Source organism: Trinickia sp., assembly GCF_051961175.1.
In the GTDB taxonomy this organism is placed as follows: Bacteria; Pseudomonadota; Gammaproteobacteria; order Burkholderiales; family Burkholderiaceae; genus Trinickia.
Genome location: NZ_JBQCDN010000301.1, coordinates 1 through 9,621, shown reverse-complemented (window position 1 = coordinate 9,621; position 9,621 = coordinate 1). Strand labels below are relative to the sequence as shown.

At 62.4% G+C, this 9,621-nt stretch carries 9 protein-coding genes; 6 read left to right on the top strand and 3 right to left on the bottom strand.

What is annotated here, in order from left to right; translation table 11 throughout:
• Both ACTHL0_RS18210 and ACTHL0_RS18205 read left to right on the top strand, forming a co-directional pair.
• On the top strand, nucleotides 1–102 hold a 102-nt coding region (locus tag ACTHL0_RS18210; protein WP_440568228.1), incomplete at its 5' end, for a DUF3563 family protein.
• A 236-nt stretch (nucleotides 103–338) separates the two neighbouring features.
• Nucleotides 339–737 (top strand): hypothetical protein, encoded by a 399-nt coding sequence (locus ACTHL0_RS18205; protein WP_440568227.1) that lies wholly within the window; start codon nucleotides 339–341, stop codon nucleotides 735–737.
• 93 nt (nucleotides 738–830) lie between these two features.
• On the opposite strand, the gene ACTHL0_RS18200 is transcribed toward ACTHL0_RS18205, so the two are convergent.
• Nucleotides 831–1,676 (bottom strand): 23S rRNA (adenine(2030)-N(6))-methyltransferase RlmJ, encoded by an 846-nt coding sequence (locus ACTHL0_RS18200; protein ID WP_440568226.1) that lies wholly within the window; start codon nucleotides 1,674–1,676, stop codon nucleotides 831–833.
• Between the two features lie 194 nt (nucleotides 1,677–1,870).
• Nucleotides 1,871–2,842 (bottom strand): potassium channel beta subunit family protein, encoded by a 972-nt coding sequence (locus ACTHL0_RS18195; RefSeq protein ID WP_440568225.1) that lies wholly within the window; start codon nucleotides 2,840–2,842, stop codon nucleotides 1,871–1,873.
• Nucleotides 2,843–3,048: 206 nt separating this feature from the next.
• Here ACTHL0_RS18195 and ACTHL0_RS18190 point away from each other — a divergent pair, with 206 nt between their 5' ends.
• The gene (locus ACTHL0_RS18190; protein ID WP_440568223.1) at nucleotides 3,049–3,846 is read left to right on the top strand and encodes a 3-hydroxybutyrate dehydrogenase; all 798 of its coding nucleotides are present in this window, start codon (nucleotides 3,049–3,051) and stop codon (nucleotides 3,844–3,846) included.
• A 9-nt stretch (nucleotides 3,847–3,855) separates the two neighbouring features.
• Nucleotides 3,856–5,091: a DUF3734 domain-containing protein gene (locus ACTHL0_RS18185; RefSeq protein WP_440568221.1), complete on the top strand. Its 1,236-nt coding sequence runs from the start codon at nucleotides 3,856–3,858 to the stop codon at nucleotides 5,089–5,091.
• 305 nt (nucleotides 5,092–5,396) lie between these two features.
• Here the strand turns inward: ACTHL0_RS18185 and ACTHL0_RS18180 are convergent, their stop codons facing one another.
• Nucleotides 5,397–6,596 carry an amino acid aminotransferase gene (locus ACTHL0_RS18180; protein ID WP_440568220.1) on the bottom strand — a complete coding sequence of 400 codons (1,200 nt, stop codon included), beginning with the start codon at nucleotides 6,594–6,596 and terminating at the stop codon, nucleotides 5,397–5,399.
• Between the two features lie 350 nt (nucleotides 6,597–6,946).
• On the opposite strand from ACTHL0_RS18180, the gene uvrB reads away from it, so the two are divergent.
• A complete protein-coding gene (gene uvrB / locus ACTHL0_RS18175) occupies nucleotides 6,947–9,037 on the top strand; it encodes an excinuclease ABC subunit UvrB (protein ID WP_440568219.1) in 2,091 nt (696 codons plus the stop codon).
• A 400-nt stretch (nucleotides 9,038–9,437) separates the two neighbouring features.
• On the top strand, nucleotides 9,438–9,621 hold a 184-nt coding region (locus tag ACTHL0_RS18170; RefSeq protein WP_440568218.1), incomplete at its 3' end, for an iron transporter.

Here is a 9,621-nt window from a genome sequence, read left to right as displayed (position 1 = left end):
GAATCGGCCGAACGTGCTCGCCGCGAAGAGTACCTCGCATCGTCGACGGACATCGATGATCTGGAACGCCGCCTGCGTTCGCTCGAAGTACAGGGCTATTGATTCTTAAGCTGGGCACAGCCCGGCGCCGCTGGACCGGCGCAACGAAGGGACTATTGCAAGCCTCGCAATTTCGGCGAGGCTTTGTCTTATCTGGCGCTCCGGGGCTGCGGCAACAGGCGGCAGGCCGGCAAATAGATACGAGGCGACTGGCGCGAATATCGCCGCCGCGCTAAGGTGTGAATATTCGGCAGGGGTCATTCACCCTGTGCCGTGGCGCACCTTCACGGATGGTTCTTATGGGCTTCCACGTCTTGCCTTGCTCGCGCCTTGCTGTGCGTGCGGCGGCTTATCTCGCCCTTACGGGGGGCGCGGCACATGCCATGGCCGACGGGCAGCCGTTGGAGCTCGGCACGCAAACGGGCATTCATGATGGCCAAAGCGGCGTGGTGCTCGATACGCAGACTGGCATTCACGACGGCAAGAGCGGCCTGGTCCTGCAAAATGCCCCGTTATCGCGAGCGCCGATGGTGCCTGCGCAGCAGCTGCCGACGCTCGAACAATCGGATTCCGCGAGCGGGCAGCCCCCGATCATCGTCGAACCCTATATCGCATTGCCGGGTGCGGGTGCGGCCACCCCCGCCGCCGGGTCGGGCTATCGGATGACACGCGGGACGACACGCGGGAATCGGCAGTAGTGCATCGCATTCAATGGCTGCCGCCGCTGGGAATACAGCCGCGGCACTTGATCTCCATGCGCTTGGCCCAAAGGGCTATGCCCGCGGGGCGCATCAAGCGATGCGCGACTCGAGCGTGAATTGCGCCGTTTCGTCCTGGCCTAGTGCCTCGACGAGATACGGCAGCGTTTCATTCAGCGCGGCCGCGAGCGTATAAGGCGGGTTGAGAATAAACATCCCGCTGCCGTACAGCCCATAGCCATCCGCCGGCGGGCGGCTGACCGTCAACGTGGCGTGCAGCCAGTTTGTTTGCTGCAGTTGCTTCAATTGTTCCGGGAACCGCTGCGATTCGACGCGTGTGACCTGGGGATACCAGACCGCATACATACCCGTCGCAAACCGTTTCAGGCTCTCCTCGAGGCAGGTGATCGTGCGCGCGTAGTCGCGCTTATCTTCGAACGAGGGATCGACGAGGACAAGCGCGCGCCGCGGCGGCGGAGGCAGCAGCGCCTTGATGCCGTCAAAACCGTCTCCCGCGTAGAGCATCGCCCGCCGTCCCGCATCGCGGAAGTTGTGGCGCAGCACGTCGATCTCGGTGGAGTGCAACTCGAACAGCCGCATCCGGTCCTGCTCCCGCATCAGGCGCCAGGCGAGATACGGCGAGCCGGGGTAATAATGCAGTTGCCCGTCCGCATTGAGCGCGCCCACTTGCTCGACATAATCTTCCAACGCGGCGGGCAAATCGGTGCGCTTCCAAAGCTTGGCGATGCCCGTTTCGAACTCGGCCGTCTTGGTCGCATAGCCTTCGGCCAGCGAGTACACGCCCGCGCCGGCGTGCGTGTCGATGTACCAATAGGCTTTCTCCTTCTGGCCAAGGTAGCGCAACAACTGCACGATGACAGCGTGCTTGAGGACATCGGCGTGGTTGCCTGCGTGGAAGGCGTGGCGGTAGCTGAGCATAAGGACGAAAAACGGTTCGGGGCCCAAGTGAGACGGAGGCGGCGTTATGCCCGGGCGCAAGGGGCCAGCGGCGCCGGTGCATCCGTCCGATGCCATGACACTCGAGCACTCGAACGGGGCGCGTATTGTACGGCAGCCGTCCCGGTACGTTGCGAACGGTGCCGCACAGCCGCGCTGGCATCCTCACCTCGCGATCATTGCGCCAGGTCGCCCACGATTTCCTCGATCCTTTGCTGGATTTCCGGCGTGATCCGCGCGGCCACTTCCGCCGCCTTCATGTTTTCCGCGATCTGTTCGACTCGGGATGCGCCCGTAATGACGGTGCTGACGTGTGGGTTCTTCAGCACCCAGGCGATCGCCAGTTGGCCCATGGTGCAACCGAGTTCCCGGGCGATCGTTTCGAGCTGAGCCACGCGCTGATTCTTGTTCGCATCCGTCAGTTGCGTACGCAACCAATCGTAGCCTTGCAACTGAGCGCGGCTGCCCTCGGGGACGCCGCTGCGGTACTTTCCGGTCAACAGCCCGGAGGCGAGAGGGCTCCAGGTCGTCAGGCCGAGCCCGATGTCGTCGTAAAGCCGCTTGTATTCCTGCTCGACGCGCTTGCGCCAGAAGAGGTTGTACTGCGGCTGCTCCATGACGGGCTTGTGCAGATGATGACGTTCGGCGATTTCGTAGGCGGCGCGGATTTCGTCGGCGCTCCATTCCGATGTGCCCCAATAGAGCGCCTTGCCGCGCGCGATCATGTCGCTCATCGCCCACACCGTTTCTTCGAGCGGCGTGTTGGGATCGGGCCGATGGCAAAACACAAGGTCGACGTAATCGAGTTGCAGGCGGGCCAGCGAACCGTCGATCGCGTTGTGCAGATACTTGCGATTGAGCGTGTGATACTGATTGGGCGCTTCGCGCAAACCCCAATAGAACTTTGTGGAAACCACATAGCTCACGCGCGGCCAGGCGAGTTCCTTCAGTGCATGGCCCATGATCTCCTCGGCCTTGCCACCCGCGTAGACCTCGGCGTTGTCGAAGAAATTCACGCCTGCGTCACGCGCCGCCGCAAGCGATTCGCGTGCGGCACCCCGATCCACTTGATTGCCATAGGTCACCCAAGAGCCCAGTGAAAGTTCGCTCACTTGCAGGCCCGAACGGCCGAGTCGCCGGTAATTCATGCATCCTCCTCGAAATGTGGAAGCGGTTCCGAACAACGAGAGATTAATCCCATTTGCAGTGAATCGCGCTGACGCCAGTCGTTGGGGCACAATAGCGAAGTCGGTCGCGGCGCGCCAGTTCGGCCAAACGGCATATGAAATTCTGTCAGGTTGTCACGCGCGGCGCGCCATGATGTCATTGTCCACGCACGCTAGAGAGGTGACGAATGTCGTCGTTGAATACGAGTCTGAATGGGAAGGCCGCGGTCGTGACGGGTGCGGCCAGCGGGATCGGCAAGGAAATCGCACGCACGCTGGCGGCGCAAGGCGCATCGGTGGCGATCGCCGATTTGAATCTGGCCGGCGCCCAGGCTGTCGCCGAGGAAATTTGCGCCCAAGGCGGCAAAGCGATCGGTATTGCCATGGACGTGACGAACGAAGAGGCCGTCAATCGCGGCATTGACGAAGTCGCGGCGCAGTTCGGTTCGGTCGATATCCTCGTGTCGAATGCAGGGATCCAGATCGTCAACCCGATCGAAAACTACAGCTTCTCCGATTGGAAGAAGATGCAGGCCATCCATGTCGACGGTGCATTCCTCACGACGAAGGCGGCGCTCAAGCACATGTACAAGGACGATCGCGGCGGGATTGTCATCTACATGGGCTCGGTGCACTCGCACGAGGCTTCGCCGTTGAAGTCCGCCTATGTCGCGGCCAAGCATGCGCTGCTTGGTCTCTCGCGCGTGCTCGCCAAGGAGGGCGCCGCCCATAACGTGCGCTCGCATGTCGTGTGCCCGGGGTTCGTACGCACGCCGCTCGTCGATAAGCAGATCCCCGAGCAGGCCAAGGAACTCGGCATTACCGAGCAAGAGGTGATCAAGCGCGTGATGCTCGGCCAGACGGTCGACGGCGTGTTCACCACCGTGGAAGACGTGGCGCAGACGGTGCTGTTCCTCAGCACGTTCCCGAGCGCCGCGCTGACGGGGCAGTCGTTCATTGTGTCGCACGGCTGGTACATGGCCTAAGGAGGCGAGATGGGGGAGCGCAAGGCTGGACGTGTTCGCGCAAGCGCGACAGTGGCGGAAACCGTCGGGCACACGGCAAGCCGAGCGGCGAGCGCCGCGCCTGCGCTTGCCTTGCCTCCTTATCAGACGGTAGCGCTCGTGTTGCAGGGCGGCGGGGCGCTAGGAGCCTACCAGGCGGGCGTCTATGAGGGCCTGCATGAAGCCGGCATCGTGCCTAACTGGATTGCGGGGATTTCGATCGGTGCGATCAATACGGCGCTGATCGCCGGCAATGCGCCGGAACATCGCGTGGCGAAACTGAAGGCGTTCTGGGATACGGTATGTCAGCCCGCATACGGGTTTGCGTTGCCGCCGGCCGTGGAGCACGCGTTCTTCGATTCGTCCGCGCCGGTGCGAACGGCCTTTACCACGATGCAGGCGCTGAGTGCGATCGTCGATGGCCAAAAGGGGTTCTTCGTGCCCAGGGTGCCGCCGCCGCTGCCCTTCACGCAGGGCACGCCGAGTACCGCCAGCTGGTATGACACCGCGCCGCTGAAATCGACGCTTGAGCGTTTGTGCGATTTCGACCGGATCAATTCAGGCGAGACACGCGTCTCGATTGCGGCGGTCAACGTCGGCACGGGCAACTTCGCGTATTTCGATAACCAGCATACGAAGCTGCGGGCCGAGCATTTTATCGCGTCGGGATCGCTGCCGCCCGGGTTCGCCGCCACGGAGATCGATGGCGAGTACTACTGGGATGGCGGGCTCATGTCCAACACGCCGCTCTCGGAAGTCGTTCAATCCACGCCGCGTCGCGATACGCTGGCATTCCAAGTTGATTTATGGAGCGCGCGCGGCCCCGTGCCGACGAACCTGACCGATGTGCAAGGGCGGATGAAGGACATCCAGTACTCGAGTCGTACGCGCCTCGTGACCGATATGCTGCAACACTCGCAACGTTTTCGGCACGTGCTGCGCGAGGTGCTTACGCGTGTTGCGCCCGAGAACCGGGACGATCCATGGTGCAAGCTGGCCGAGGAGTTATCGTCATCGCACCGGTACAACGTCTTCCAACTCATCTACCGCGATAAGGAGTTCGATGGCAACTACAAGGACTATCAATTCGGCTTTTCGACGATGAACTCGCACTGGGACTGCGGCTTGCGCGACATCCGCGACAGTCTGGCCCAACCCGGCTGGCTGGACATGCCCGATAACGACGCCGGATTCACCACGCACGATATCCATCGCGATCGACCTTGAGGGGGCAGGCGCGACGCAGAAGGGGGCGAGCAGGGATAGGGCGGGGGTCCGGATTGAGTCAACGGCCCCCGATCGGACAAGCGAGCCGGACAAGCGAGTCGGACAAGCGAGTCGGACAAGCGAGTCGGACAAGCGAGTCGGACAAGCGAGTCGGACAAGCGAGTCGGACAAGCGAGTCGGCCGCTGGGGCGGCGAGCCCGCGGTTCAACGGGCTGCAAAAAAGAATATGGCGCCCTCGAAGGAGCGCCATGGGCATCCGCATCATGGCGCCGCGCTGTGCGCGGCGCCATCCGCGTTGCGCGGTATTACTTCAGCACTTGGGCAATGGCGTTCGCCACCGTATCGATGTTGCGCGTGTTCAATGCGGCCACGCAGATCCGGCCCGTGCCGACGGCGTAAATGCCGAATTCTTCACGCAGGCGATCCACCTGGGCCGAGTTCAAGCCCGAGTAGGAGAACATGCCGCGCTGCGCGTTCACGAAGCTGAAATCGCGGTTGACGCCGGCGCTCTTGAGGCGATCGACGAGGCCGCCGCGCATCGCGCGAATGCGCTCGCGCATCTCGCCGAGTTCCTGCTCCCACATCGCGCGCAGTGCGGGCGTGCCGAGCACCGTTGCCACGATCGCGCCGCCGTGCGTCGGCGGGTTCGAATAGTTCGTGCGGATGACACGCTTCAGCTGCGACAGCACGCGCGTGGCTTCGTCCTTGCTGTCGGTGATGATCGACAGCGCGCCGACGCGTTCGCCGTACAGCGAGAACGACTTCGAGAACGACGACGACACGAACACGTTCAATTCCGCCGCGGCGAACAGACGCACGGCGGCCGCGTCGGAATCGATGCCGTCGCCGAAGCCTTGGTAGGCGATGTCGAGGAACGGCACGAGATTGCGCGCCTTCACCACCTCGACGATTTGCTGCCACTGGGCTTCGCTCAAATCGACGCCGGTCGGGTTATGGCAGCAGGCGTGCAGCACGATGACGGTGCCGGCCGCGTAGCTGTTCAGCGCGGCGAGCATTGCGTCGAAATTGACGCCATGCGTCTGCGCATCGTAGTAGGGGTAAGCAACCACTTCGAAGCCCGCGCTTTCGAACAGCGCGCGGTGGTTTTCCCAGCTCGGATCGCTGATCGCGACCTTCGCGTTCGGGTTCACGCGCTTCAGGAAATCGGCGCCGATCTTCAGCGCGCCTGTTCCACCGAGCGCCTGCGCGGTGACGACACGGCCCGCGGCGATCAGCGGCGACGCATCGCCCAGCAGCAGCTTTTGAACCGAGGCGTCGTAAGCGGCGATCCCTTCGATCGGCAGGTAGCCGCGCGGCAGCGCCTGTTCGACGCGCGCTTGTTCCGCTTCGCGAACGGCGCGCAGCAGCGGGATCTTGCCTTCCTCGTTCGTATAGACGCCCACGCCAAGGTTGACCTTGGTCGGGCGGGTATCGGCGTTGAAAGCCTCATTGAGGCCGAGGATCGGGTCGCGGGGAGCGAGTTCGACAGCGGAGAACAGGGACATGGTGTCTTTCGGCGGTAGTAAGAAACAGAAACGGCAAGCGCTGGGTCCGTCATTCATATCCGCCGCTGCTGCGCGGCAGATAGTCGGCCGACGGTCGTCGTCGGCCCGGCGGGCGCGGAATGCATGATTGTAACGAATCCAGCCTCTCTGTTTGCGCGCTTTTGATGCATTCTTTGCATAAGTGCGTGAACGGTCATGCGCTTTTTTTCGGTAGCCATCGAAATGTCCGCTCAACACCGGCCTCGATCCGCAGCCAAGGGCGGGCCGGCGGCGAGGCGTACTAGTCCGCTGCCTGAGCGGGCGCGAAACGCTAAAATAGGTCTTTTGTCGGCGAAGGAAGCGCCCATTCCATGTCCGAAGCCCAGCCCCATACCGCAGACGCCCTCGACGAATCGAAGTTCGTCGAATTCGAGCGTTCGCCGTTCCATCTCTACCAACCGTATCCGCCGGCTGGCGATCAGCCGAGCGCCATCGCGCAGCTTGTCGAAGGCATCGAAGACGGTTTGTCGTACCAGACGCTGCTCGGCGTAACGGGCTCGGGCAAGACGTTCACGATGGCGAACGTGATCGCCCGGCTCGGCCGCCCGGCGATCGTGTTCGCGCCGAACAAGACGCTCGCCGCGCAGCTGTACTCGGAGTTTCGCGAGTTCTTTCCGCGCAACGCCGTCGAGTACTTCGTGTCGTACTACGACTACTATCAGCCGGAAGCGTACGTTCCGCAGCGCGACTTGTTCATCGAGAAGGACTCTTCGATCAACGAGCATATCGAGCAGATGCGGCTGTCGGCCACCAAGAGCCTGATGGAGCGGCGCGACGTGGTAATCGTGGCCACCGTCTCCGCGATCTACGGTATCGGCAATCCGAGCGAATACCACCAGATGATTCTGACGCTGCGCACGGGCGATAAGCTTGGGCAGCGCGAAGTCATCGCTCGATTGATCGCCATGCAATACAACCGCAACGAGGCGGATTTTCAGCGGGGGGCGTTCCGCGTGCGCGGCGATACGATCGACGTCTTTCCGGCCGAGCATGCCGAGATGGCGGTGCGGATCGAGCTGTTCGACGACGAAGTGGAATCGCTGCAGCTGTTCGATCCGCTGACAGGGCGCGTGCGGCAAAAGATTCCGCGCTTCACCGTCTATCCGTCCTCGCACTACGTGACGCCGCGCGAAACGGTGATGCGTGCGGTTGAGACGATCAAGGCGGAACTGCGGGAGCGTCTGGAGTTCTTTTACGCGGAAGGCAAGTTGGTTGAGGCGCAGCGTCTCGAGCAGCGCACGCGTTTCGACCTCGAAATGCTACAGGAGCTCGGCTTTTGCAAGGGCATCGAGAATTACACGCGCCACTTCTCGGGCGCCGCGCCGGGCGAGCCGCCGCCGACACTCGTCGATTATCTGCCGCCGGACGCGGTGATGCTGCTCGACGAATCGCACGTGCTGATCGGACAGCTCAATGCGATGTACAACGGCGACCGCTCGCGCAAGGAAAACCTCGTGCAGTATGGTTTTCGGCTCCCGTCGGCACTCGACAACCGGCCGCTGAAGTTTCCCGAGTTCGAGCGCAAGATGCGGCAGGCCGTCTTCGTGTCGGCTACGCCGGCCGATTACGAAAAGAAGCAGACGGGGCAGGTGGTCGAGCAAGTGGTGCGGCCGACGGGGCTCGTCGATCCGGCGGTGCAAGTGCGGCCCGCGCGCACGCAGGTGGATGACGTGCTCAGCGAGATCAACGCGCGTGTTGCCGTGAACGAGCGCGTGCTCGTGACTGTGCTGACCAAGCGCATGGCCGAGCAGCTTACGGAGTTTCTGGCCGATCACGGGGTCAAGGTGCGCTATCTGCACAGCGATATCGATACCGTCGAGCGCGTCGAAATCATTCGGGATCTGCGGCTCGGGGCGTTCGACGTGCTTGTCGGCATCAACTTGCTGCGCGAAGGGCTTGATATCCCCGAAGTCTCGCTCGTGGCGATTCTCGATTCGGACAAGGAAGGCTTTTTGCGCGCGGAGCGTTCGCTGATCCAGACGATCGGCCGGGCGGCGCGCAACGTGAATGGCACCGCGATCCTCTATGCCGATCGCATTACCGATTCGATGCGGCGCGCGATTGATGAAACCGAGCGGCGGCGCGCCAAGCAGATCGCGCACAACGAGAAAATGGGCATTACGCCGCGTGGCGTCGTCAAGAAGGTCAAGGACATCATCGACGGCGTGTACAACGCCGACGAGGCGAGAGCCGAACTCAAGGAGATGCAGCAGCGCGCGAAGTTCGAGGACATGTCCGAGAAGGATCTCGCCAAGGAACTGAAGCGGCTCGAGAAGCAGATGATGGAGCACGCCAAGAATCTCGAATTCGAAAAGGCCGCGGCGGCGCGCGATCAACTGGCCGTGCTGCGCGAGCGCGTGTTCGGGGCGAACGTCGGCGATTCGGTTCCCGGCGCGGCTTGAGAAGAGGGTCGGCCGCCCGACCCTGTGCGTCCCATGGTCACTTGGTCCTAGTGCCCTGTCCCGCAAGTTCCTTTGATATGAAATCGCCCATTTGACCGCCAGGCGGCGTCGCTCGTCGTTGCCATAGCTACGGCTATGGCGCCTTCTCGCTTCTTGCCTGACGGCCAAATGGACAATTTCATTTATCAAAGAACTTACGGGACAGGACACTAGTACTGGCTTCGTGTACACTTACGTCTGATTGATAATCGTTCGCATTTGCGTTCGTGTTCTCGTGTGAGCACCGGCATCGCCGTTGCCCCGACAGCACAGGCGCCGCGTCGATCTGTCGGCGTTTCGGCGAATCGCATCGTGCGCTTCGCCATGGGACATTCGAATAAGGCAAAAACAGGAGTTTTCGATGCAGCGTTCCACCTGGATTCTGAGCGGCGTGGCAGCCGTGGCGGCGATGACCGCGTTGGCGGCGTCGGCGGCCGAATATCCGATCGGCAAGCCCCAGGTGCAGGGCGGCATGGAAATCGGCGCGGTGTATTTGCAGCCGATCACGATGGATCCGGAAGGGATGATGCATAAGGCATCGGATT

Bases quoted from the DNA above. Each gene is read 5' to 3' on its own strand.
- ACTHL0_RS18180 (WP_440568220.1), bottom strand. From the start codon at position 6,596: ATGTCCCTGTTCTCCGCTGTCGAACTCGCTCCCCGCGACCCGATCCTC.
- ACTHL0_RS18205 (WP_440568227.1), top strand. From the start codon at position 339: ATGGGCTTCCACGTCTTGCCTTGCTCGCGCCTTGCTGTGCGTGCGGCG.
- ACTHL0_RS18195 (WP_440568225.1), bottom strand. From the start codon at position 2,842: ATGAATTACCGGCGACTCGGCCGTTCGGGCCTGCAAGTGAGCGAACTT.
- ACTHL0_RS18200 (WP_440568226.1), bottom strand. From the start codon at position 1,676: ATGCTCAGCTACCGCCACGCCTTCCACGCAGGCAACCACGCCGATGTC.
- ACTHL0_RS18190 (WP_440568223.1), top strand. From the start codon at position 3,049: ATGTCGTCGTTGAATACGAGTCTGAATGGGAAGGCCGCGGTCGTGACG.
- ACTHL0_RS18185 (WP_440568221.1), top strand. From the start codon at position 3,856: ATGGGGGAGCGCAAGGCTGGACGTGTTCGCGCAAGCGCGACAGTGGCG.
- uvrB (WP_440568219.1), top strand. From the start codon at position 6,947: ATGTCCGAAGCCCAGCCCCATACCGCAGACGCCCTCGACGAATCGAAG.